The following is a 23,131-nucleotide window of genomic DNA, read 5'->3' as shown; positions in this document are numbered from 1 at the left end:
GTAATGCACCTGTCCACCGCCCGACTTCCGCGCAGCGCTCGCTGCAGAAGGGGGCGCGCTGATGTTCACCGGAATCATTGAAGGCGTCGGCCGCCTGGCCGCGCGCCAGCCGCAGGGCGGCGATGTGCGTTTCACCTTCGCCACCGGCAGCCTGCCGTTCGAAGCCGTGCAGCTGGGCGAGAGCATCGCGGTCAATGGCGTGTGCCTGACCGTGATCGCGTTCGACGCAACCAGCTTCCAGGCCGATGCGTCCACCGAAACCCTGTCGCTGACCACATTGGGTGCGTTGCCCGAAGGCGCGGTGCTCAACCTCGAACGCGCGATGCGGCCCACCGACCGGCTCGGTGGGCATCTGGTCAGCGGGCATGTGGATGGTCTGGGCCAGGTGCAGTCGGTGCATGGCGATGCACGTGCGCAGCGCTGGCGGTTTGCCGCCCCATCATCGGTACTGCGCTATGTGGCCAAAAAAGGCTCGATCTGCGTGGACGGCGTCAGCCTGACCGTCAATGAGGTGGACGAAGACGGGTTCGAGGTTGCGCTGATCCCGCATACGGTGGCCAACACGGCGTTTTCCGCGACCGCGGTGGGCGCGGCGGTGAATCTGGAAATCGACCTGGTGGCGCGCTATGTCGAGCGCCTGCTCGGCGCGCGGGGTGCGGCATGAACTTCGCACCGGTTCCAGAGCTGATCGAAGAGTTGCGTGCCGGGCGCATGGTGGTGATCGTCGACGACGAGGACCGCGAAAACGAAGGCGACCTCATCATGGCCGCCGAGCTGGTCAAGCCGTCGGACATCAACTTCATGGTGACCCACGCACGCGGGCTTGTGTGCCTGTCGCTGACCCGCGAGCGCTGTGCGCAGCTTGGGCTGGCGCCGATGGTGCGCAACAACACCGCGCAGTTCCAGACCAACTTCACCGTCAGCATCGAGGCGGCCGAGGGCGTGACCACGGGTATTTCAGCCTACGATCGTGCGCACACCGTGCGTACCGCAGTGCGCCCGGATGCCCGGCCGCAGGATCTGAGCCAGCCGGGCCACATTTTCCCGCTGATTTCCCAACCCGGCGGCGTGCTGACCCGTGCCGGCCACACCGAGGCCGCCAGCGACCTGCCGATGCTGGCCGGGCTGGAGCCGGCCGGCGTGCTGGTGGAAGTGCTCAACCCGGACGGCAGCATGGCGCGCCGCCCGCAGCTGGAAGTGTTCGCACGCGAGCATGGGCTGAAGATGGGCTCGATCGCCGACCTGATCGCCTACCGCCTGGCCAACGAGCACACCGTCGAGCGTGTGGACGCGCGCGAGATCAGTACCGAATTCGGCCCGTTCCAGCTGGTGACCTACCGCGACCGCATCGCCCACGACCTGCACTTCGCCCTGGTGCGCGGCGCTGCTGATCCGGCCACGCCCACGCTGGTCCGGGTGCAGGTGGAAAACCCGCTGGCCGACCTGCTGCACTGGCAGCGCGAGGATTTCGGCGTGGCCGCCACCGATGCCTTGCGCGCGATCGCCGCCGAAGGGCAGGGGGTGATGGTGGTGCTGTCGGCCCCGCGCGACAGCGAATCGTTGTTGGCACGGCTGCGCCAGCAGCCCGAAGCTGCGGCCAACGCCAAGGACGTCAGCCAGTGGCGGCGCAATGGCGCTGGTGCGCAGATCCTGGCCGAGCTGGGCCTGGGCAAGCTGCGCGTGCTCGGCACCCCGCGCCGGCAGGTGGGTCTGGCCGGGTTCGGGCTGGAGGTGGTGGAGTACCTGGAGTGCCATCCCGGCGAGGGCGTGCGCTCGGTGCCGCCGTCTGCGGTCCCCTGAGCTGGCGGCGAGCCATTGCCGCCGTCAGCTCATCCGCCCCAAACACCCCGGCCGCTGCCGGTGCTGGCCGGGCTGACGGCGCGCAGCCGCCAGTTGTGTCGCGGCCCGGCGTCGGCGGCCGGTTCCCACCGTGGGCTGCGCCAGCTGGCGGATCGGCGGCGAGTCGTCGCCCCGTCTGTTCTTGCATCGGAAGGCCGGGTCTGCTTGGGCGGACCCGGCCTGCACGCGGCGGCCGGGCCTGGCGCGGCAGCTGTTAAACTTCCCGCCCCCTCGAGTTGCCGACCCGCATGACCCACTACGAAGGCGATCTCCGCCCCACCACCGCGCGCTTTGCGATCATCGCCAGCCGCTGGAACGCCCGCATCACCGACGTGCTGGTTGCCGGTGCGCGCCAGAGCCTGGCCGGCAACGGCATCGGCGAGGACGCCATCGACGTGATCCGCGTGCCCGGCGCCTGGGAAATCCCGATCGCCGCCAACCGCGTGGCGCAGTCCGGCCAGCATGGCGCGATCATCGCGCTGGGCTGCGTGATCCGTGGCGACACCCGCCACTACGAGCACGTAGCCGACCTGTGCGCCGAAGGCCTGATGAGCGTGCAGTTGCAGACCGGCGTGCCGGTGCTCAACGGCGTGCTGGCGGTGGAGCGCGTGGAAGATGCCGAGGCGCGTGCCGGCGGCAGCCACGGCAACAAGGGCGAGGAATGCGCGCTTGCGGCGCTGGAACTGGTGAATTTGATGGAGTTGTTGCCATGAGCAAGTCCGGTGGACATGCCCGCCACGGCCGTCGCGACGGCATCGACCCGGTGCTGCGTTCGCGCGCGCGCCGCCGCGCCCTGCAGGCGGTGTATGCGTGGCAGATTTCCGGCGGATTCGCCAAGCAGGTGATCGCCCAGTTTGCGCATGAGCAGGCGCACGAGGTGGCCGATCTGGCGTACTTCGAAAGCCTGGTCGATGGCGTGATTGCCAATCGCGTGGAGCTGGATACCGCGCTGACGCCGTATCTTGACCGCGGCGTGGAAGAGGTCGATGCGATCGAGCGTGCAGTGCTGCGCCTGGCGGCCTACGAGTTGCTGTACCGGCAGGACGTGCCGTACCGCGTGGTGATCAACGAAGCGATCGAAACCGCCAAGCGCTTCGGCTCCGAACATGGGCACACCTACGTCAATGGCGTGCTCGATCGCGCGGCGGTGGAGTGGCGCAAGGTGGAGTCGGGTGCCAGCGGCGCCTGAGCGCCGCGAGAATCGGGAGTGGGGAATCGGGAATCGTAAAAGCCTGCGTTCCCGCGATGTCCCGATGCATTTGCGATTCCCAATTCTCGATTCCCTATTCCCGTCCCGATGCCTGAATTCGATCTGATTGCCCGTCTGCGCGCGCGCATTGCCACGCGGGCCGACGTGCCGTTGGGCATTGGTGACGACGCGGCATTGCTGCAACCGCCGGCAGGCGAGCAACTGGCCATCACGGCCGATACGCTCAATGCCGGGGTGCATTTTCCGCTTGAGACGCGCGCCGACGATCTCGGCTGGAAAACGCTGGCCGTCAATCTGTCCGATCTTGCCGCGATGGGCGCGCAACCGCGCTGGTGCACGTTGTCGCTGTCGTTGCCACACGACGATCTGGCCTGGGTGGAGGCATTTGCCGATGGCTTCTTCGCGCTGGCCGATGCGCACGAGATTGCCTTGGTCGGCGGCGATACCACGCGCGGGCCGCTGTCGTGTGCGGTGACTGCCATCGGCAGCGTGCCGCCGGGTGCGGCGCTGCGTCGCGACGGCGCGCGCGTGGGCGATGACGTGTGGGTGACCGGTGCACTCGGCGAGGCGGCGGCGGCGTTGTCGTTATGGCAGGCGGGTCAGTTGGATGTCACGCGCGTGGCGGCTGATCCGGTGCACGAACGCTGGCGCGGCCGGCTGCTGCGTCCGCAACCACGGGTGCTGGCCGGCCTGCGCTTGCGGGGTCTTGCGCACGCCTGCGTGGATGTCTCGGACGGTCTGCTGGCCGATCTGGGCCACTTGTGCGAGCGCAGCGGTGTGGGCGCACAGTTGGCGTCAGCGGCCTTGCCGGCGATGTCGCGCAGCGCGGGAATCAGCGCACTGCAATGCACCGGCTGGCAATTGGGCGGCGGCGACGATTACGAGCTGTGTTTCACCGCCGCGCCACAGCACCGCGACGCCGTGCTGCAGGCGCTGGCATTTGCCGACGTCGCGGCCACACGCCTCGGCCGGATCACGGCCGCGCCTGGCGTGGTGGTGCACGACGCCGAGGGCCGTGCCTGGCAACCGCCGCAGCGCGGATACCAGCATTTCGTCGGCTGACCCGTAAGGATTGCTGCAGGCGCGAATGCTGCGCTGCGGCGCGCAGCAGCGGGTGCTTCGATCATCGGACCGAGTGACGTTGTCTCGACGATTTCGTGGCCCTCATCGCGCAGCTGCAGCGCCAATTTCTCTGCTGCTTGCGCAGCAACCGCAGGCACGATCGCCCCGGCAGCGACGCGCGTGCGCATCGAGTCGGGCCGGGATTCGAGAATTGCGAATGCCGTGTTCGCCACATCCGCTCGTTGACACTTCTCCCGCAGGCGAGAAGTGGACGTGCCCTGCCGTGCCGATCCGGATCTGAGACAGGCGATTGCCTGCGCCAACGGGGACCAGGCTGGCCCTTATCTTCGCCTCCCCATTCCCCATTCCCGATTCCCGATTCCCGATTCCCGATTCCCGATTCCCGGCCCTTGAGCCCCACCGTACCGTCTGGTACGTTCGCTCGGCGCTCTCCCCCGAACCACGGATGCATGGCAATCGCCGCTGGGCCATCCCGGCCCGGCCTCGCGTGGGAGAGAGCAGCATGAACAGGGTTTGGATCCGAGGCATCGCCGCCATCGCGTTGCTGGTGGCGGCGGCGTCAGCAACTGCGGGCGCTTTCAGCAAGACCTACGAACGCATCCCCGGCTGGGACGGGGCGCCGATGGGCGCACTGGTGCTGGTGCCGCAAGGACAGGGGAGCGGGTCGTTTCCGCTGATCGTGATGCCGGCCAGCTGGTCGTTGCCCAACCTGGAATACCTCGGCCGGGCTACCCAGCTGGCCAGCGATGGCTACGTGGTCGTCAGCTACACCTCGCGCGGGTTCTGGGACTCGGCCGGGCAGATCGACATTGCCGGGCAGGACACCGTGGAAGACGTCAGTGCGGTGATCGATTGGGCATTGGCGCACACGCCCTCCGATCCCGATGCGATCGGTGCGTCGGGCATCTCCTACGGCGCGGTCATCAGCCTGCTGGCCGCCGAGCGCGACCCGCGCATCAAGGCAGTGGCGGCGCTCAGCGGCTGGGCGGACCTGGAGGCGTCGCTGTATTCCAATCGCACCGTCAGCCAGCAGGGTGTCGGTCTGTTGGTGGGCGCAGGCGCGCTGACCGGGCGGCCGGGGCCGGATCTGGCGCAGATCGGCGCACGCGTTGCGCAAGGCGATTACGACGGCGCGGTGCAGGGCTTCCTGCCGCGGGCCGCCTCGCGCAGCCCGGCCACCGACGTGGCGGCCCTCAACGCGCGCGGCACCGCCGTGCTGCTGGGCAATGCCTTCAACGACGGGCTGTTCCCGCCGAACCAGACGATTGCCTTCTTCAATCAGCTGCGCGGTCCCAAGCAGTTGCTGCTCAGCCAGGGCGATCACGCCACCACGGAGTTGCCCGGCGCGCTGGGGCTGCCGAACGAGGTCTATACGGCGGCCACGCGCTGGTTCGATCGCCATCTCAAACAGCTGCGGAACGGCGTGGACGCCGAGGCACCGGTGCGGCTGTCGCCGCGCGCCGGACAATGGCTGGCATATGCGGATTGGGCGGCGGTGCAGCAGGGCAGCACGCGCCTGGGACTGTCCGCACCGACCGGCGTGCTCAGTCCGACCGGTGGGTTGATCGGCGGCACTGCCAGTGGCTGGCAGTCGCGCATCGCCACTGATGTGCCGACGGTGGCAGACTCCGGCGTGGTGCTGGTCAGCGGCCTGCTGCAGGGCATCGGCGTGCCGGTGACCACCTCGATTCCGCTGGTCAACCGCGCCGGTGCTGCGGTATGGGTAGGCTCGCCATCGAGCGGTACGCGGCGGCTGGCGGGCAGCCCGTCATTGCGAGTGACCGTAGTGCCCAGCCAACCGAAGGTGAGCCTGTTCGCGTATCTGTATCGCATGGACGCCCTGGGCGTGGCGCACCTGATCACGCATGCGCCGTATTCGCTGCGCGATGCAACGCCCGGCCGCGCGGTGACGCTGGACTGGCAGCTGCAAGCGGCAGCAACAGAGATTCCTGCGGGGCAGCGGCTGGTACTGGTGATCGATACCCGCGATGCGCGTTACACGGATGCCAGCGACGGCGGCGGCACGGTGACATTCTCCTCGCCGGTGGCGACGCCTTCGGTGTTGAACCTGCCGCTGCGTTAATGCGTCGACCAGCGTGCGGCGCATGGCGTTTTCGTGGAGTGGGGTGGGCCTGGGTTCCGCATGCGGAGGTATCGGATGACACGCCAGGGTTCGGAGCCAGGCAACGCCATGACCTCAAGAACCTTCCGCTGGCGAATGATTGCTAGCCTGGAGGATTGAGCTTCAGAGCTTCAGAGCTTCAGAGCTTCAGAGCTTTAGAGCTTTAGAGCGTCAAAGCTGCAGCTCTGCACCGTTGCTGCAGGGCCCTTGCCCGCCCACCATCGCGGGACACGCTGCAAGTACGTCCATGTAAGCTCCGTGGCGGCATCCATGCCGCCAAGGGTCCCGCGACGGTGGGCGGGCAAGGACCAGTCAAGTTGGCTGGTTCGCAAAGTTCTCAACAAGCAACGGTAAGCCGCGACACGCTGTCTTGATTCTTCAACAAAACCACCAGCTAACTGTTTGGCGTGGTGTCCTCGCCGCTTGCGGGACCGTGTGGCGGCATGGATGCCGCCACCGAGCCTCCACGGACGGATTCACGGCGTGTCCCGCAAGCGGTGAGGGCGCCGCGCATTCGACCAGACGTGAAGACAGCCAAGCGATCGCGATGCGCACAGTGCAGCCGTCTCGAGCTGACTGCTCAATACCGGCAGATCAGGTGGAAAGCGGATCATCTTCGCCTTTGCTGCAGGGCCCTTGCCCGCCCGCCATCGCGGGACACGCTGCAAGTACGTCCATGTAGCTCCGTGGCGGCATCCATGCCGCTCAAGGTCCCGCGACGGTGGGCGGGCAAGGACCAGTCGCGTTGGTCGGCATGCAGGCTTTCGACAGAGCAACCAGCCAATTGTGCGACGCGGTGTCTTCGCTCTTCAGTGAAACCACCAACCAACTGTCTGGCGTGGTGTCCTCGCCGCTTGCGGGACCGTGTGGCGGCATGGATGCCGCCACCGAGCCTCCACGGACGGATTCACGGCGTGTCCCGCAAGCGGTGAGGGCGCCGCGCATTCGACCAGACGTGAAGACAGCCAAGCGATCGCGATACGCACAGTGCAGCCGTCTCGACCTGACTGCTCAATACCGGCAGATCAGGTGGAAAGCGGATCATCTTCGCCTTTGCTGCAGGGCCCTTGCCCGCGCACCATCGCGGGACACGCTGCAAGTACGTCCATGTAGCTCCGTGGCGGCATCCATGCCGCCAAGGATCCCGCGACGGTGGGCGGGCAAGACCAGTCAAGTTGGTCGGTGTGCAGGCTTTCAACAGAGCAACCAGCCAACCGTGCGACGCGGTGTCTTCGCTCTTCAGTGAAACCACCAACCAAGTGTCTGGCTTGGTGTCCTCATGGGTTGCTGGACCGTTGGCGGCATGGATGCCGCCACCGAGCCTTCTCTGTTCGGAATGTGGCAGCGTAGGTGTCCAGGGCCTGCGTGGGCACCGCACGCTCGCAGGCCTCGGCTCGACCTGGCAGGAACGTGCCTGCAGCTCATCCGCATTGCATGATTTATGCGGAATTTACGCGGCGGCCAATTCAGGTCCATAGCGACTTTACGCCGGGCAGGCAGAGACTGCGCGCAGTGGCGGAGCGGTTCCGCCGTGGACGATCCTGATGCATCCCTTGACCTGTCTGCTCCATCGGCGCGGCGCGCACGGTGCGGCAGCGCTTTGCCGTGTTGGCACGCGCCCGTTGCCTACGCCGTCGCACCTCGCATCCAACGCGACGCGCTGTGCGCGTCTGGGGGAGTAGCCCATGCCTGCCTGGATGTCCCTGTTGTGCGGCGTGGCCGTACTCGTTGCTGCGGCCTACCTGTTGTACGTGGTGCTGCGGCCCGAAGACTTCTGATGCGAGTGCGCTCCAATGAGTGAAACCTTTCTTGTCTATGCGCTGGCCATCGTGCTGGCGTGGCCCCTGGGCCGTTATCTGGCTGCGGTGATGCGCGGCGCGCCGATGCGCGGCGATGCGTTATTCGGCTGGATCGAGCGTCCGCTGTATGCCTTGCTCGGCACGCGTCCGCAGCAGGGCATGTCGTGGCGCGGCTACAGCGTGGCCTTTCTGCTCAGCAATCTGGCCGTCGGCGTGCTGACCTGGGTGGTGTTCATGACCCAGGCCTGGCTGCCGTTCAACCCGGACGGCATCGCGAACCTGCGCTGGGATACGGCGCTGCACACCATGGTGTCGTTCGTCACCAACACCAACCAGCAGCATTATTCCGGCCAGGCGCAGCTGTCGTATCTGGCGCAGATGACCGGCATCGTCGGTCTGCAAGTGGTGACGCCGATGATGGGCCTGGCGTTGGCGGTGGCCACCTTGCGCGCGTTGTTCGGTGGGCGAGTGGCCGCGGGTTTGCCCGATGCCTTGCCGGTATTGGATACGACGGCGACCACGCGGATGCAGATGGTCGCTCAGCCCGATCCGGACGCAGCAGCAATGCGGCAGGGATGGCAGCAGCCGACGCCTGACGCAGCGCTTTCGCCTGACGCCGACGTGGGCAATTATTGGGCCGACGTCATCCGCGCCAGCGTGCGCGTGCTGTTGCCGCTGTGCCTGTTGTGGAGCGTGCTGCTCGGCTGGCAAGGCGTGCCGTCCACCTTGCAGGGCGCGGCGACCGCAACGCCCCTGGATGGCAGTGCCAGCATGCCCAGCCAGACCATTCCGGTCGGCCCGGTGGCGGCGATGGTGGCGGCCAAGCAGCTCGGTACCAACGGCGGTGGCTGGTATGGCCCCAACAGTTCAGTGGCGCTGGAAAACCCCACGCCGTTGAGCAATCTGCTTGAAACGCTCGCATTGGTATTGCTGCCGATGAGCGTGGTGTTCATGGTCGGCTCTCTGACCGGGCGCAAGCGCCTCACTGCGTTGGTGTTCGGCACCATGCTGACGATGTCGGCCGCGTCCACTGCATTGTTGCTGTGGTCCGAAGCGCACTCGGCCAGCGCGGGCTCGCCCGCACTGATGGAAGGCAAGGAAGTGCGCATCGGTGCCGATGCTTCGGCGTTGTGGGCGGCATTGACCACGCAGACCTCCAACGGCTCGGTCAACGCGATGCACGATTCGCTGGCGCCGTTGAGCGGCCTGGTCACGTTGGTCGACATGCTGATCAACGCCATCTGGGGCGGCATTGGCTGTGGCTTGCAGCAGTTCGTGGTGTATCTGTTGCTGAGCGTGTTTCTGGCCGGGTTGATGACCGGACGTACGCCGGAATTGTTCGGCCGCAAGATCGAAGCACGCGAAGTGCAGTTGCTTGCGTTGTTGATTCTGCTGCAGCCGCTGGTGGTCTTGGGCTTCACCGCAGTGGCGCTGGCGGTGCCGGCATTCACGGCCAATTCCAATCCTGGTTTCCATGGCATCAGCCAGGTGTTCTACGAGTACACCTCGGCGTTCGCCAACAACGGGTCCGGTTTTGAAGGCCTGGGCGATGCAACGTATTGGTGGAATCTGAGCTGCTCGGCGGTGTTGGCGCTGGGGCGCTATCCGGCCTTGATCCTGCCGCTGATGGTGGCCGCGCGCATGGCAGTGAAGCGGCGCGCGCCGGAGTCGGCTGGCAGCCTGCAGGTCGAGACGCCTACCTTTGCGCTGACCCTGATGGCCATCGTGCTGGTGCTGACCGTGCTGCAGTTCATGCCGGCACTGGTGCTGGGCCCTATCGCTGAACACCTCGCCCTGGCGGCGTCCTGAGAGTCTTGAGCAATGTCTACGATCGATACGACTGAAAAACGCGCGCGCGGCGACGCGGCGTTGTTCGACGCTGCCGTGCTGATGGCGGCGATGCGCGCGGCCTTCATCAAGCTGTCGCCGCGGCATCTGCTGCGCAGCCCGGTGATGGCGGTGGTGATGGGCGGCACGGCGCTGGCGGCGGTGATCACCGCCAGCGGGCATGGCAATGCCGGCTTCGGCTGGGCGGTGACGGCGATCCTGTTCGTCACCGTGCTGTTCGGCAATTTCGCCGAGGCCATTGCAGAAGCGCGTGGCCGCGGCCAGGCCGCCTCGTTGCGGCGTGCGCGCAAGGATCTGGTGGCACGCCGGGTGGAAACCGCACTGGGCGGGCGCGAGACGCGCGTGCCCGCCGCCGAGCTGCGACCGGGCGATTATGTGATGGTGTCCGAAGGTGAATTCGTACCGGCCGATGGCGAGATCGTGCGTGGCGTTGCAACGATCAACGAAGCAGCGGTGACCGGCGAATCGGCACCGGTGCTGCGCGAGGCGGGCACCGACCGCAGCGGTGTGATCGGCGGCACGCGGGTGCTCTCCGACGAGATCGTGTTCAAGGTCACCGCCGAACCCGGCCAGAGTTTCCTGGATCGCATGATCGCGCTGGTGGAAGGCGCCAATCGGCAGAAGACGCCGAACGAAATCGCGCTGACCTTGTTGCTGGCCGCGATGACGCTGACCTTCCTGATCGTGGTGGCCTCGTTGCCGGCGATTGCCGGATTTGTCGGCGTCACGCTGGATCCGTTGCTGCTGATCGCGCTGCTGGTGTGCCTGATCCCGACCACCATCGGCGGCTTGTTGCCGGCGATCGGCATTGCCGGCATGAACCGCGCGCTGTCGGCCAATGTGCTGGCCAAATCCGGCAAGGCAGTGGAGGTGGCCGGCGACGTGGATGTGTTGCTGCTCGACAAGACCGGCACCATCACCTACGGCGATCGGCAGGCCACTGCGTTTCATCCGTTGGCCGGCATCGACCGTGCGCAACTGCGCGATGTGGCGATGCTGGCCTCGTTGGCCGATCCGACGCCGGAAGGCAAATCCATCGTCAAGCTGGCACGCCAGCAAGGTGCCGTGGCGGTCGAGCCGGAGGGCGCGCATTTCATCGGCTTCACCGCGCAGACGCGCATGTCCGGCGTGGATCTTGCCGGGCGCAGCATCCGCAAGGGCGCCGGCGATGCGATCGTGGCCTATGTGCAGGCGCAGGGCGCCACGGTGTCGCCGGAATTGCAGGGCCGTATCGAAGAAGTCGCGCGTGGCGGTGCCACCCCGCTGGTGGTGGCCGAAGGCCGGCATGTACTCGGTGTGGTCGAACTGAGCGATGTGGTCAAGCAAGGCATCAAGGAAAAGTTCGCGCAGCTGCGTGCGATGGGCATCAAGACGGTAATGATTACCGGCGACAACCCGCTCACCGCCGCTGCCATTGCCGCCGAAGCCGGCGTGGACGACTACATCGCCCAGGCGCGTCCGGAAGACAAGCTGGCCCGCATCCGCGCCGAGCAGGCCGGTGGGCGGCTGGTGGCGATGGTGGGCGACGGCACCAACGATGCACCGGCGCTTGCCCAGGCCGACGTGGGCCTGGCGATGAACTCCGGCACGCAGGCGGCCAAGGAGGCCGGCAACATGGTCGACCTGGATTCGGATCCGGCCAAGCTGCTGGCGGTGGTGGAAGTGGGCAAGCAGCAACTGATCACGCGCGGCGCGTTGACCACGTTCTCGCTGGCCAACGACGTCTCCAAGTATTTCGCGATCCTGCCGGCGCTGTTTGCAGCAGCGATTCCATCGATGGCCGCGCTCAACGTGATGCAGTTATCGAGCCCACGTCACGCGGTGCTGGCAGCGTTGATCTTCAATGCCCTGATCATTCCGGCGTTGATTCCGCTGGCCTTGCGCGGCGTGCGGTTTCGTCCGTCCAGCGCCACCGCCTTGTTGCGCCGGAACATGCTGATCTACGGGCTGGGCGGCGTCTTGCTGCCGTTTGCCGCCATCAAATTGATCGACCTGGCGCTTGCCGCCACCCTGGGTGCCTGAGCCATGACCACATCTTCCATCACCACTGCCACCACGCTGCCCTTGCGCGATGACGGCGCAGTACGCGCATCGATCGTGCTGGCGCTGTTTATCTTGTTGGGATTGGGCCTGGCCTACTCGCTGATCGCCACCGGCATCACCGGTGCGCTGTTTCCGGCCCAGGCGCACGGCTCGCTGCTGCGCCAGGACACGCGCGTGATCGGGTCGGCCCTGGTCGCCCAGCCCTTCAGCGATGTGCGCTACTTTCAGCCGCGCCCATCGGCGGCCAAGTACGACCTCACCGCCGCCGCCGGCAGCAACCAGGCGCGCTCCAACCCGGACCTGCAGGCGCGCATTGCCGCCACCCGGGCCGAGGTCGCCGCGCGCGACGGCATCGCCCCGGACGCAGTGCCCGGCGAACTGCTGACCCAGTCCGGCAGCGGCCTGGACCCGCACCTGAGCCCGGCCGGCGCACAGGTGCAGGTCCGCCGCGTCGCCGCCGCCCGCGGCTGGCCGGAACCACGCGTCAGCGCGCTGCTGCAGGCTGCGATCGAGCCACCCCAGTTCGGCCTGCTCGGCCAGCCGCGAGTGAATGTGCTGGCGCTGAACCTCGCATTGGATGCGGCGGGAAGTGGCGAAGCTGGAAGCGACGGCGAAGCAAAGCACCCGCACTAGAAGCGATGCTTGTAGCCTTTACGAATCTCCAATCACCAATCTCCAATCCCGGCCTCCATGCCCGACGCCCGCACCCAGCAAGCCGACGCGCTGATCGGCGAATTACAGCGCGAACACGGCGGGCGCCTGACGGTGTTCCTGGGCGCCGCACCCGGCGTGGGCAAGACCTACGCCATGTTGTCGCGGGCGCGCGAGCGGCTGCGCCAGGGCATGGATGTGGTGGCCGGGGTGGTGGAAACCCACGGGCGTAGTGAAACGGCCGCCTTGCTGGACGGCTTGCCGCTGCTGCCGCGCGCCCGCGTGAGCTATCAGGGGAGGGTGCTGGAAGAACTGGACCTGGATGCACTGCTGGCGCGCAAGCCGCAGCTGGCGCTGATCGACGAGCTGGCCCACCGCAATGTGCCGGGCAGCCGCCACGAGCGGCGCTGGCAGGACATCGTAGAACTGCTCGATGCCGGGATCGACGTCTATACCACGGTCAACATCCAGCACCTGGAAAGCCTCAACGACATCGTGCTGCGCATCACCGGCGTGCGCGTGTCCGAAACGGTGCCCGATGCCGTGTTCGACCGCCTGCGCGATATCGTGCTGGTAGACCTGCCGCCACGCGAACTGATCGAGCGCCTGCAGCAGGGCAAGGTGTATCTGCCCGAACAGGCCACGCAGGCGCTGCAGGCGTTTTTCTCGCCTTCCAACCTCACTGCATTGCGCGAGCTGGCGATGCAGACCGCCGCCGACCGTGTCGACAGCGATCTGCGCGACACCCAGGCCGCACGCGGCCTGCCCGGCACCGCTGCGTTGCGGCGACGCGTGGTGGTGGCGATCGATGGGCGTGGCAGCTCGGATTATCTGGTGCGGGTGGCGCGGCGGCTGTCGGAGCGCCGCGATGCGCCCTGGACGGTGGTGACGGTGCAGACACGCACCGTGGCCGATGCCCACTGGCAGCTGGAGATCGACCGCGCCTTCGCGCTCACGCGCCGCCTCGGCGGCGATACCGCGCTGCTGCATGGCGCCAACGTCGCCGATGCCCTGCTGGATTTCGCCGCGCAAAACGGCATCTCCACCCTGGTGCTGGGGCGCACCCGCGAACGCCCGCTGGCGCGCATGTTCAACCGCACCCTGACCCAGCAACTGCTGCAACGTGGCGCGCATTACGAGCTGGTCATCGTCAGCTCTGCCGACGCGCGCGCACGTGCGCGGCAGCGCTGGCGTAACCCGCGCCAATGGCTGCAGCGTTACGACCTGGCGTTCGCCGCAATCGCTGCGGCTGGCGCGGTGGCGGTGGCGTGGTTGCTGCAACGCTGGACCGACATCGACGACCTGTCGATGGTGTTCATCGTGGCGGTGGTGTTGGTGGCATCGCGCACGCGCATGGCGGCCGCCGTGATCGCGGCGCTGCTGAGTTTTGTCGCCTACAACTTCTTCTTCATCGAACCACGCTTCACCCTGCACATCAGCGCGCGCCAGGGCGTGGTGACGGTGTGTTTGTTCCTGATTGCCGCGCTGGTCGCCGGCCGGCTGGCCTCGCGCCTGCGCAGCCAGGTGCTGGCCTTGCGCGCGGCCAATGCGCACGCCAACGCGCTGCAAGCGCTGGGCCGCCAGCTCAGCACCGCCGCCGATCTGGGCCAGGTGCTCGAAGCCGGCCGTCGCGCCCTGGCCACCGCGCTGGATGCCGAGGTCTGGCTGCGCCTGGAGCAGAGCGAAAGCGAGGTGCCCACCAGCTTCGGTGCGCTCGATCGCAGCGCGGCAGACTGGACCCAACGCCATGGCCAACCGGCTGGCCGTTTCACCGACACCCTGGCCGGCGCGCAGTGGTGGTGCCTGCCGGTGCGCCACGAGCGGGGCACCCTGGGCGTGGCCGCGCTGCGCTTTCGGCAGGCCGTACAGCGGCCCGGCCTGGAGCAACGCCGCCTGGCCGAAGCGATGGTGGAAGACATCGGGCAGGCCGCGCTGCGCACGCGCCTGGTGGCCGATCTGGAAGGCGCACGCGTCAGCGGCGAAACCGAGCGGCTGCGCTCGGCCTTGTTGTCGTCGGTCTCGCACGATCTGCGCTCGCCGCTGGCCTCGATGATCGGCTCGGCCAGCAGCCTGGCCAGCTACGGCGATGCGATGGACGCGCAGGATCGCCACGCGCTGCTCGACACCATCCAGCTCGAAGGCGAGCGGCTGGATCGCTACATCCAGAACCTGCTCGACATGACCAAGCTCGGCCACACCGGGCTCACCTTGAATCGCGACTGGATTGGCGTGGACGAGTTGATCGGCTCGGCTACCCGCCGCCTGCAGCGCTACCAGCCGGAGGTCCGCCTGCAACTGGATCTGGCCGCCGAGCTGCCGGCCATCTGGGTCCACCCGGCGCTGGTGGAACAGGCCATCTTCAACGTGCTGGAGAATGCGGCGAAATTTTCGCCAGCCGGTGCGGCAGTCACCGTGCACGCGCGCCTGCAGGCCGGCGCCTTGCAGATCGATATCGGCGACCAGGGCCCGGGCATTCCCGAGGACGAGCGTGCGCGCATCTTCGACATGTTCTACAGCGTGGAGCGCGGCGACCGCGGGCGCAACGGCACCGGGCTGGGCCTTGCCATCTGCCAGGGCATGATCGGCGCACATGGCGGCAGCGTGCAGGCATTGGCCGGCGCACATGGTCACGGCACCACGATCCGCATTACGCTGCCGTTGCTCGTCCCTGCCGCGCCACCTCGCCCCGATGCCGACTGACACTACTGCCATCCCGCCCGCCCGCGTGCTGATCGTCGACGACGAGCCGCAGATCCGTCGCTTTCTGGACATCAGCCTGCGTGCGCAGGGCTACCGCGTGCTGCAGGCCGGCACCGCCGAAGAAGGCCTGGCCACGCTGGCCGGGCAGGGCGCCGAACTGGTGGTGCTGGACATCGGTCTGCCCGACCGCGATGGGCACGAGGTGCTGCGCGAGATCCGCCAGTGGTCCAACGTGCCGGTGATCATGCTCACCGTGCGCGCCGGCGAAACCGAAAAGGTCGCCGCCCTCGACGCCGGCGCCAACGACTACGTGACCAAACCGTTCGGCGTGCAGGAACTGATGGCACGCATCCGCGCCTTGCTGCGCCAGGCCGGCGCCGGCAGCACGGTGGAAGAAAGCGTGTTCGACGATGGCCGCCTGCATATCCATCTGGGCCTGCGCGAAGTCACGCTGGCAGGCGAGCCCGTGCCGCTGAGTCGCAAGGAATACGCCTTGCTCGCATTGCTGCTCAAGCACGCAGGCCGCGTGGTTACCCAGCCGCAACTGCTACGCGAAGTGTGGGGTCCCACCCACGAAGAAGACACCCACTACCTGCGCATCCTGGTCGGCAAACTGCGCCAGAAACTGCACGACGATGCCGCCGATCCGCATTACATCGTCACCGAACCCGGCGTGGGGCTACGCTTTATCGGTGTGACGCGCTGAGGCAGGTGTACTGCCATCCCTGCCGCGCCAAGTTGCTGCAAGCAGCAAGGTGGCGTCTTTCCCGGTGCTGTCACTGCGAGTGAGCCGATGCGAGCGGCGCAGTGTGGTGCGTCGATAGCGGCACCAACACGGACGCCGTGTGCATCGCGAGCGCATAGCTCCGCGCTTGCCGGTACGCGCTGCAGTGTCGCAGGCGCGCAACCTCATTCCAGCGGCGGCAGCACCTTGCCCGGATTCAAGATCCCATCCGGATCCAGCGCGGCCTTGATCGCGCGCATCGCTGCCAGCGTGGGTGCGCTGAACGCCTGCGTCATGAAATCGCGCTTGGCCACGCCGATACCGTGTTCGCCGGAGAGCGTGCCTTCCAGCGACAGCACCAGTGCGAACAGCCGCGGCAATGCCGCGTGCGCGCGTGCGTCTTCGCTGGCATCGGCCGGGTCGTACATGATGTTGACGTGCAGGTTGCCGTTGCCTGCGTGGCCGAAGGCGACGATGGGCAGCGCGAATTCCGCAGCCAGCGCTTCCACGCCGGCCACCAGCGCGGGAATGCGCGACACCGGCACCACCACGTCTTCGTTGATCTTGCCGGGCTTGATCGTGCGTAGTGCGGGCGACAGCGCGCGCCGCGCGGCCCACAATTTGTCGCGCGCGCTGCCGTCGGCGGCGATGTCCAGACTCAGCACGCCCTCGCCATTGGCGGCGTCATGCAGTGCCTGCAATGCGTAGGGCAGGGTGTCGTGATCGCCGTCGGCTTCGATCAGCAACATCGCGCCGGCTTCGGGCACATCGCTGCCATTGCGGCGTAGCAGTGCAATGGCGCTGGCATCCATGAATTCCAGCATGGTCGGCGTGGTCGGCTGCGCCATGATGCGCGACACCGCAGCCGCAGCGCTGGACGCATCGCGGTACAGCGCGCGCAAGCCGGCCTGTGCAACTGCGCGCGGTGTCAGCTTCAAGGTCGCTTCGACGATGATCGCCAGGGTACCTTCGCTGCCCAACAACAGATGGGTAAGGTCGTAGCCGGTGGAATTCTTGGTGTATGCGCCGCCGCAGCGGATCACCTCGCCGGTGCCGGTCACCGCCACCAGGCCGAGCACGTTGTCGCGGGTGGCGCCGTACTTCACTGCGCGCGGGCCGCCGGCGTTGGTGGATAAATTGCCGCCAACGCTGCAGATCTCCGCACTGGAAGGATCCGGTGGCCAGAACAGGCCGTGCGGCTGCAACGCCTGTTGCAGGTCGCCATTGAGCACGCCGGGCTGCACCACCGCGCAGCGGTCTTCCGGACGTAGCGCCAGAATCTGGTTCATGCGCGCCATCGACACCACCACGCCGCCGGAAAACGGCACTGCCGCGCCGGTGGTGCCGGTGCCGGCGCCGCGCGCCACGATCGGCACGCCGTGCGCGCGGCAGGCCTGCACGATCGCCACCACATCCTCGGTATCGCGCGGCAGGGCGACGGCGGCGGGCAATGCCCAGCGGCGCGAATCGTCTTCGCCATAGCGGCGGCGCGCATCGTCGCCGGTCAACCAGCCCTCGGCGCCGAGGCGCGTGGCCAGCAGATCGGCCAGTGCAGCGGGAAGTACGTCGGTCATCGCATCTGATCCTGTGGTGTCGTGCGCTGGATGCATCTCCAACCCAGCACTGCGACTGTGAGCGGCAGCCAGACCCAGCGCAGCTCGGAGCGCAGCGTGTCCAGGCCGCGCGCGTTGAAAAAACCGCTGGCGAACGGCGACACGCGAATGGGTCGCCACGGTGCGAACCAGCGTGTCTGGTCCCACGGCCAGCCCAGTGCCACGCCCAGGCCACCGGAGGTCAGCGCATCCAGCAACGGGTGCGATGCGGCGCAGACGAACAAAAACACAGCCGCCTGCACGGCATCGGCACGCAACAGGCGATGCGCCGCGCCCCCGAGTAACGCCATCACTGCGGCGAACAACAGCGAGTGGCTGGCACCGCGATGGCCGAACGCATCGGCATACGGGATGTGCAACGCAAAGGCCGCCACGTCGGCGTCGGGCAGCATCGCCGCCAGCACACCGGCAGCCAGCAGGCGTGGCGAGACGCGGCCGCGTTCACTGGCGCACCAGAGCGCCAGCGGCACCGCAGCGTGGGTCATGATGGTCGGCATCGAACGTCGGTAATGGCGTGGGTAGCGAGCGTCGGGCGTGGTCAGCAATCGTCGGCGCGGAACGCGTCGCGGATCCAGTGCAACACCGGCGGTTCGCCACTGGCGTCGACCACGTCGAAGCGGCACGGCAGCGCCGCCAGCGCGGGGTGATAGACAAGAAACAATTGCGCGGCCAACACCAGCTTGCGGCGCTTGCGCACATCCACCGAAGCCGCGCCGCCGCCGAAGCGGTCGTCGCGCCGGTAACGCACTTCCACAAATACCAGCGATTGCCCGTCGCGCATCACCAGATCCAGTTCGCCGCCGCGGTAGTTGGCATTACTCACCACCAGCCGCAAACCGGCCTGCTCCAGCATGACGCGTGCAGCCGCTTCCACTGCCGCACCGCGCCGCTGACGCGCCGCCGGCATGGCCTCAGCGGCCGTCGGCGATCGGCGTCGGGCGGCCACCGTTGAAGGTGGACCAGGCGGGCGTGCGCAACACATTGCCGAAGCCGTCCAGATGCAGGGTGCCGGTGGCGCCGCGCAGGCCGCCATCGGTGCCGGTGGCGAGTTTTTCCAGATACGCACTGATCTTCCAGGCGTCGTAGCCGAACGCGAACAGGCGGGCGGCCGGGCCGCGTGCGCTGGGCAGGGTGCTGGCCACCTGGCTGGCTGCCGGCAGGCCGGACACGCCCAGGGCGGTCCAGGTTTCGCTCGGGTAGACGATGCCATCCAGCGCTAGGTCGTCTTCGACCTTGCCGGTACCGGCCACCAACTGCGAGGTGCCCACGCGCGATTTGCCGGCAAACCCGGCCAGCGCCAGCTGTGGGGCCAGCGCACGCGCGGTGTTGCCGCGTACCGCCAGGAACACCGCATCGGCGGTGCCGTAGTTGCGCAGCTGCGCGCCGATGTCGCCCGGCGCATCGGCCACGCTGATGCTGCCGGCCACCGTGCCGCCGCGTTCGCTGAAGCGGTCGCGGAAGGCCTTGATGGTGCGCTTGCCGTTGTCGTCGCTGGTGCCGACGATCAGCACGTTGCGGCGCTCGCGCGAGAGCAGGTATTCGGCGGCCATGATGCCGTCGTCTTCCGGCGCCAGCGAGAAGCCGGCGCTGCCGGTGGGCGGCGCCTTGTTGTCGGTGGGGCGGTTGAGCGCCAGCACCGGCACGGCGAGCTGGCCGCGTGCGAACAGGGCGCTCACTTCATCGCGCCCCAGCGGGCCGACCACATAATCCACTCCTGCGCTCACCGCTTTGTCGTACGCGGCATTGGCACCGGCCGCAGTGCCGGCGGTGTCGAAGAACTGCACTTCCGGGCGGCGGCGGGTCTCGGCGTAATAGCCGGCCAGCAGGCCGTCACGCACCGGTGCCGAAGCGGTGGCCAGGTTGCCGGTGAGCGGCAACAGCACGCCCAGCTTGACCGGTGGGCGGTAGCCGTCGCGTTCGGCGGGCGGGCGCTTGCTGGTGTCGAAGCCCCACTGCGCATCCCGCTCGAACGCGCGCGGCAGCCCCAGTCCACGGCTGATCAGCGCGCGGCCGGCGAAGTTGTACAGCGGGTCGCCGGCCGGCAGCGCGGCGGTACGGCCCTTGAGGGTGGCATCGTCCAGTGCGGCCAGCAGGCGCACGATGGCGCGCTGGTTGTCGCTGCGCGCGGCGCCGGTCAGGCTGGCATCGGCGCGCGCGCGGTCGGCGGCGGCGCCGAACAGGTCGCCGGTGGCTTCCAGCGCGGCGGCGCGGGCCACCAGCCAGCGCGTCTGCAGCGGCTGCGGCAATCCGTGCGGGCTGTCGCCCAACGCCTCCAACGCCTGCGCGCCCTGCTTGTCGAGCACCGCCAGCTCGCCGGTGAGCAGCCCGAAGCGGGCACGCTCTTCGCCGCTGAGATGGCGTGCGTTGACCTGCGCCAGCAGCGTGCGGGCACGCGCATCGTCGCCGGCGTCGTGCCAGCCGAACGCGGCGGCAGCCAGCAGCCGGCTGCGCTGCGCGCCACTGGCACCGGCGGCTTCGGCTTCCAGCTGCTGCGCCGCTTCGCGCGGCTTGCCCTGGTCCAGCAGCGCCAGCGCCGCGCTCTGCGTGGGCGAGGCGGTCTGGGTCACGCTGCTGGTGGCGCAGCCGGCGGCCAGCATCACCAGCAGCGACAGGGCGGAGATCCTTGCAACACGCTTGTTCATTTCAGATCCATTGGACAGGGGCCGCCTGGGCGGCCCGTTGAAAACCGCTACGATTCTACCCTTTGCCCCCGGAAGACCGCTGATGACGTCCCCTGGAACCCTGCACGTGGTCGCCACGCCGATCGGCAACCTGGCCGACCTGTCGCCGCGCGCGCAGGAGGTGCTGCGTGGCGTGGCCGCGATCTGCGCCGAAGACACCCGCCACACCCGACAACTGCTCAGCCATTTCGGGATCGACCGCCCGCTGCTGGCCCTGCACGACCACAACGAAGAAGCGATGTCCGAGCGCATCGTGGCGCGCCTGGGCGAGGGCGAATCGCTGGCCATCGTCAGCGACGCCGGCACCCCGCTGGTCAGCGACCCCGGTTTCAAGCTGGTGCGCGCCGCCCGTGCCGCCGGCATCAAGGTCAGCCCGGTGCCGGGCGCCTGCGCGGCGATCGCCGCGTTGAGCGTGGCCGGCCTGCCCAGCGACCGCTTCGGCTTCGAAGGCTTCCTGCCGGCCAAGAGCGCCGCGCGCCGCGAGCGCCTGGCGCGGCTGGCCGGCGAGACCCGCACCCTGGTGTTCTACGAGTCGTCCCACCGCATCGTCGAGTCGCTGGCCGACCTGCGCCTTGCGTTCGGCGACGAGCGCCCGGCGGTGATCGCCCGCGAGTTGACCAAGCTGTTCGAAACCGTGCTCGACGGCAGCCTGGCCGAGCTGCAGGCCCGGGTCGAAGCCGACGACAACCAGCGCAAGGGCGAATTCGTGGTGATGGTGCAGGGCGCCGCCGACGCCGCCGACGGCCAGCTCGCCGAAGGCCGCCGCGTCTACGCCAAGCTCGCCGAACACCTGCCGCCGTCCACTGCCGCCAAGCTGGCTGCCGAATTGACCGGCGCGCCGCGTAAGGCGTTGTATGGCGGCTGATGCAGTCCTCGCAGGAGCATGCCTGGAAGCGACGGTGGTCGGTACCGCCTCTCGCGCCCGGGTGCGCTCCTACAAGGCAATGGTCAGCTGGAAATCGCCGTGCCGTTTCGCATGGCGGCGATAGCGTAGAATGCGCCCCGGCGGAGTCGGCCAGACAGTCGCGTCACTCGCAAGAGTGCCGAGGAAAGTCCGGGCTCCATAGGGCAAGGTGCCAGGTAACGCCTGGGCGGCGCAAGCCGACGGAAAGTGCAACAGAAAGATACCGCCTACGTCCCTCGTCACCCCTCTGCCGCCACTAAAGCATGTCGGCGATGCGCAGCATCGCCAATTGCGTTCGGAGGCTGCAGAGGGGTGGCGAGGGGCCGGTAAGGGTGAAATGGTGCGGTAAGAGCGCACCGCGAGTCCGGTAACGGACCGGCACGGCAAACCCCACCTGGAGCAAGACCAAATAGGGATCCATTGGCGTGGCCCGCGCTGGATCCGGGTAGGTTGCTTGAGCGCTGCGGTGACGTAGCGCCTAGACGAATGACTGTCCACGACAGAACCCGGCTTATCGGCCGACTCCGCCACCTTCGTTCGGGCGTTCGCCCTTCTCGAAGGTGCCCACGTTTCGTACCGCCTACGGCGGTACAAAACGCGGGTCCCGCTCCGGGCACGCCACATCCCCCGCGGCTGTCGCCGCGCCCCCTTGACTCAAGGGGGCTTGCAGATGGGTGGTTGGCTGGGGCGCTGCGCACCAAGTGATCAACTCCCTCCGACCGCTTGCAGCGGTAGGTGCTCGGCTCCCTTCCACCGCTCGCGGGGGAAGGTGCCCGAAGGGCGGATGGGGGCAGCATTCCGTGCCGCCTGTAGCGGTACACAACGCAGGTCCCGCTCCGGGCATGCCACATCCCCGCGGCTGTCGCCGCGCCCCTTGACTCAAGGGGGCTTGCAGACAGGTGCTTGGCCGGGTGCTCGCGCAACCTGATCGGCTCCCTTCCACCGCTTGCGGGGGAAGGTGCCCGAAGGGCGGATGGGGGCAGCATTTCGTGCCGTCTGCGGCGATACACAACGTAGGTCCCGCTCCGGGCATGCCACATCCCCGCGGCTGTCGCCGCGCCCCCTTGACTCAAGGGGGCTTGCAGACAGGTGGTTGGCCGCGGTGCCTGCACGTGACCTGGATCAACTTCCTTCCACCGCTTGCAGCGGTAGGTGCTCAGCTCCCTTCCACCGCTTGCGGGGGAAGGTGCCCGAAGGGCGGATGGGGCGAGCTTTTCGCTCTGGCGTATGGCGGCAAATCGGGCGTCACGCGCTGAGATGCTGGACCAGCCGGTGCTTCAGCGTGCGCAACCTGCCGCGATCTGCGTCATGGGCGTCTCGCTCACGCTGCAGTTGCCAGCGTGCTACCTAACCGAACGAGCGGGTGAACAGCTCGTCCAGGGCGTCGACGATGCGTTGTCCTTCGTCCCTCAACGAACCCGCCAGGTGGGTGAGTACCGAGAGCGGTACCGAGGTCATTTCCAGTGGTTGCAGCACGACGCGCTGGCCGGCGACGACGAATTTGGGGGTGAAGCGGGAGGGGGTCGGGGAGTGGGCGGAGGCGATGACCAACGGGACGACGACGCGGCGGGGGGAGGCATCGAAGATTTTCGATTGGACGACCACAACATAAGGAATGTTCTTGTTGCGTCCGACGTTGGCGTAGATATCGAACTGGTCGGTCACAGGGTGGAGAACTCGTCGGCGAAGGCGCCGTGCGCGTCGGTGAAGGCCTTCCATTCGCTTGCGGCGCGTTGCAACTCCATCGCCCGGGCGCTGTGGCTGTCGCGCTCCTTCGTCACGTACTCGGCCAGCAGTTCCTCCACCTTTGCCGACAGGTTGCCGGTCATGGCGCGGGCCTGGGCGGCCAGGTCGGCATTGATGGTCAGGTTGAGGGGTTTTTTTGGTGCGGAGCTATCGTAATAACGGCTCATG

At 67.8% G+C, this 23,131-nt stretch carries 19 protein-coding genes and 1 other RNA gene; 14 read left to right on the top strand and 6 right to left on the bottom strand.

Annotation, left to right across the window (positions count from 1 at the left end; translation table 11 throughout):
• Positions 1–61 precede the first annotated feature (61 nt).
• The 12 genes from XnspCFBP7698_RS12645 (at position 62) to XnspCFBP7698_RS12570 (ending at position 16,001) form a co-directional block, all read left to right on the top strand.
• Positions 62–664, top strand: coding sequence for a riboflavin synthase (locus XnspCFBP7698_RS12645; RefSeq protein WP_104579081.1), 603 nt, complete (start codon positions 62–64; stop codon positions 662–664).
• A complete protein-coding gene (gene ribB, locus XnspCFBP7698_RS12640) occupies positions 661–1,800 on the top strand; it encodes a 3,4-dihydroxy-2-butanone-4-phosphate synthase (protein ID WP_104579080.1) in 1,140 nt (379 codons plus the stop codon). The genes XnspCFBP7698_RS12645 and ribB overlap by 4 nt, the downstream gene beginning before the upstream one ends.
• A 287-nt stretch (positions 1,801–2,087) precedes the next feature.
• Entirely contained in the window at positions 2,088–2,552 is a 465-nt protein-coding gene (gene ribH / locus XnspCFBP7698_RS12635; RefSeq protein ID WP_003490334.1) for a 6,7-dimethyl-8-ribityllumazine synthase, read from the top strand.
• On the top strand, positions 2,549–3,028 hold the full coding sequence (gene nusB / locus XnspCFBP7698_RS12630) for a transcription antitermination factor NusB (RefSeq protein WP_047697643.1): 480 nt from the start codon (positions 2,549–2,551) through the stop codon (positions 3,026–3,028). Before ribH ends, nusB begins: the two co-directional genes overlap by 4 nt.
• Positions 3,029–3,136: 108 nt before the next feature.
• Entirely contained in the window at positions 3,137–4,111 is a 975-nt protein-coding gene (gene thiL / locus XnspCFBP7698_RS12625; RefSeq protein ID WP_104579079.1) for a thiamine-phosphate kinase, read from the top strand.
• A gap of 523 nt (positions 4,112–4,634) precedes the next feature.
• Positions 4,635–6,215 carry a CocE/NonD family hydrolase gene (locus XnspCFBP7698_RS12615; protein ID WP_104579078.1) on the top strand — a complete coding sequence of 527 codons (1,581 nt, stop codon included), beginning with the start codon at positions 4,635–4,637 and terminating at the stop codon, positions 6,213–6,215.
• 1,724 nt (positions 6,216–7,939) lie between these two features.
• On the top strand, positions 7,940–8,032 hold the full coding sequence (locus XnspCFBP7698_RS12595) for a potassium-transporting ATPase subunit F (protein ID WP_039408212.1): 93 nt from the start codon (positions 7,940–7,942) through the stop codon (positions 8,030–8,032).
• 15 nt (positions 8,033–8,047) lie between these two features.
• Positions 8,048–9,862, top strand: coding sequence for a potassium-transporting ATPase subunit KdpA (gene kdpA / locus XnspCFBP7698_RS12590; RefSeq protein ID WP_104580970.1), 1,815 nt, complete (start codon positions 8,048–8,050; stop codon positions 9,860–9,862).
• A gap of 12 nt (positions 9,863–9,874) precedes the next feature.
• Positions 9,875–11,923 (top strand): potassium-transporting ATPase subunit KdpB, encoded by a 2,049-nt coding sequence (kdpB, locus tag XnspCFBP7698_RS12585; RefSeq protein ID WP_104580969.1) that lies wholly within the window; start codon positions 9,875–9,877, stop codon positions 11,921–11,923.
• A 3-nt stretch (positions 11,924–11,926) separates the two neighbouring features.
• On the top strand, positions 11,927–12,577 hold the full coding sequence (gene kdpC, locus XnspCFBP7698_RS12580) for a potassium-transporting ATPase subunit KdpC (protein WP_104580968.1): 651 nt from the start codon (positions 11,927–11,929) through the stop codon (positions 12,575–12,577).
• A gap of 57 nt (positions 12,578–12,634) precedes the next feature.
• Positions 12,635–15,295 (top strand): sensor histidine kinase KdpD, encoded by a 2,661-nt coding sequence (locus XnspCFBP7698_RS12575; RefSeq protein ID WP_123137437.1) that lies wholly within the window; start codon positions 12,635–12,637, stop codon positions 15,293–15,295.
• Positions 15,285–16,001, top strand: coding sequence for a response regulator transcription factor (locus XnspCFBP7698_RS12570; protein WP_047697629.1), 717 nt, complete (start codon positions 15,285–15,287; stop codon positions 15,999–16,001). The genes XnspCFBP7698_RS12575 and XnspCFBP7698_RS12570 overlap by 11 nt, the downstream gene beginning before the upstream one ends.
• A gap of 203 nt (positions 16,002–16,204) precedes the next feature.
• On the opposite strand, the gene XnspCFBP7698_RS12565 is transcribed toward XnspCFBP7698_RS12570, so the two are convergent.
• The 4 genes from XnspCFBP7698_RS12565 to XnspCFBP7698_RS12550 are packed head-to-tail and all read right to left on the bottom strand — an operon-like array spanning position 16,205 to position 20,274.
• Complete coding sequence (locus XnspCFBP7698_RS12565; RefSeq protein ID WP_123137436.1) at positions 16,205–17,593, bottom strand: FAD-linked oxidase C-terminal domain-containing protein; 1,389 nt, start codon at positions 17,591–17,593, stop codon at positions 16,205–16,207.
• Positions 17,590–18,129: a metal-dependent hydrolase gene (locus XnspCFBP7698_RS12560; RefSeq protein ID WP_123137484.1), complete on the bottom strand. Its 540-nt coding sequence runs from the start codon at positions 18,127–18,129 to the stop codon at positions 17,590–17,592. The genes XnspCFBP7698_RS12565 and XnspCFBP7698_RS12560 overlap by 4 nt, the downstream gene beginning before the upstream one ends.
• A gap of 41 nt (positions 18,130–18,170) precedes the next feature.
• Positions 18,171–18,539 (bottom strand): YraN family protein, encoded by a 369-nt coding sequence (locus tag XnspCFBP7698_RS12555; RefSeq protein WP_104580976.1) that lies wholly within the window; start codon positions 18,537–18,539, stop codon positions 18,171–18,173.
• A 4-nt stretch (positions 18,540–18,543) separates the two neighbouring features.
• Positions 18,544–20,274 carry a penicillin-binding protein activator gene (locus tag XnspCFBP7698_RS12550; protein ID WP_039566234.1) on the bottom strand — a complete coding sequence of 577 codons (1,731 nt, stop codon included), beginning with the start codon at positions 20,272–20,274 and terminating at the stop codon, positions 18,544–18,546.
• Between the two features lie 82 nt (positions 20,275–20,356).
• Between XnspCFBP7698_RS12550 and rsmI the strand changes: the two genes are divergently transcribed.
• Together rsmI and rnpB are read left to right on the top strand one after the other, a co-directional pair.
• Positions 20,357–21,178 (top strand): 16S rRNA (cytidine(1402)-2'-O)-methyltransferase, encoded by an 822-nt coding sequence (gene rsmI, locus XnspCFBP7698_RS12545; protein WP_123137435.1) that lies wholly within the window; start codon positions 20,357–20,359, stop codon positions 21,176–21,178.
• 142 nt (positions 21,179–21,320) lie between these two features.
• An RNA gene (gene rnpB / locus XnspCFBP7698_RS12540) (RNase P RNA component class A) lies at positions 21,321–21,747 on the top strand.
• An 817-nt stretch (positions 21,748–22,564) separates the two neighbouring features.
• On the opposite strand, the gene XnspCFBP7698_RS12535 is transcribed toward rnpB, so the two are convergent.
• Positions 22,565–22,882, bottom strand: a complete 318-nt coding sequence (locus tag XnspCFBP7698_RS12535) for a CcdB family protein (protein ID WP_123137434.1) — start codon at positions 22,880–22,882, stop codon at positions 22,565–22,567.
• Complete coding sequence (locus XnspCFBP7698_RS12530; RefSeq protein ID WP_047697619.1) at positions 22,879–23,130, bottom strand: type II toxin-antitoxin system CcdA family antitoxin; 252 nt, start codon at positions 23,128–23,130, stop codon at positions 22,879–22,881. Before XnspCFBP7698_RS12530 ends, XnspCFBP7698_RS12535 begins: the two co-directional genes overlap by 4 nt.
• Position 23,131: the final 1 nt, after the last annotated feature.

It is taken from the genome of Xanthomonas sp. CFBP 7698 (genome assembly GCF_003600855.1).
Taxonomy (GTDB): Bacteria; Pseudomonadota; Gammaproteobacteria; order Xanthomonadales; family Xanthomonadaceae; genus Xanthomonas; species Xanthomonas cannabis.
The sequence above is the reverse complement of the archived record's forward strand: the minus strand, read 5'-3'. Positions and strand labels throughout refer to the sequence as shown.